The sequence below is a fragment of the Pseudomonas sp. YA1 genome (assembly GCF_058680555.1).
Map to the genome: position 1 here is coordinate 1 of NZ_JBZWBG010000061.1, position 505 is coordinate 505.

The window sequence follows — 505 nt, forward strand, 5'->3', positions numbered from 1 at the left end:
CAGGGTGCTCTTGCCGCAGCCCGAGGGGCCGACGATGGCCACCGACTCGCCGCCGGCGATGCGCAGGTCGAGGCCGTCGAGGACCCAGGGCTCCTGTTCCGCGTAGCGGTAGCGCAGGCCCTGGATCTCGATGCTCGCCTCGCGCTCGCGGAGGTTCTCCGGGAGGATGTCGCCGTGGCTGACCTCCGGGGCCTGGAGGACGATGTCGGCCAGGCGCTCGCCCTGCAACTGGAGCATGCGCAGCTCGAAGAACTTGTCGATCAGGCTGCCGACGCGGCTGTCGAACTGCGACTTGTAGGCGTTGAAGGCCATCAGGATGCCGACGCTGAACTGGCCGTCCATCACCATGGTCGCGCCGAGCCAGATCACCAGCAGGTTCTCCACGCCGAACAGCAGGCCGTTGAGCTGCTGGTAGAACAGTTGCAGCTTCTGCGTACGCAGGCCGGCGTTGATCTGTTCCACCAGCAGGCCGAGCCATACCGAGCGGCGCTCGTCCTGGCGCTGG

1 protein-coding gene is annotated in these 505 nt (G+C 67.3%); it reads right to left on the bottom strand.

From position 1 onward, the window contains the following. On the bottom strand, positions 1 to 505 hold a 505-nt coding region (locus tag AC4OR5_RS30965; RefSeq protein ID WP_270032341.1), incomplete at both ends, for an ATP-binding cassette domain-containing protein.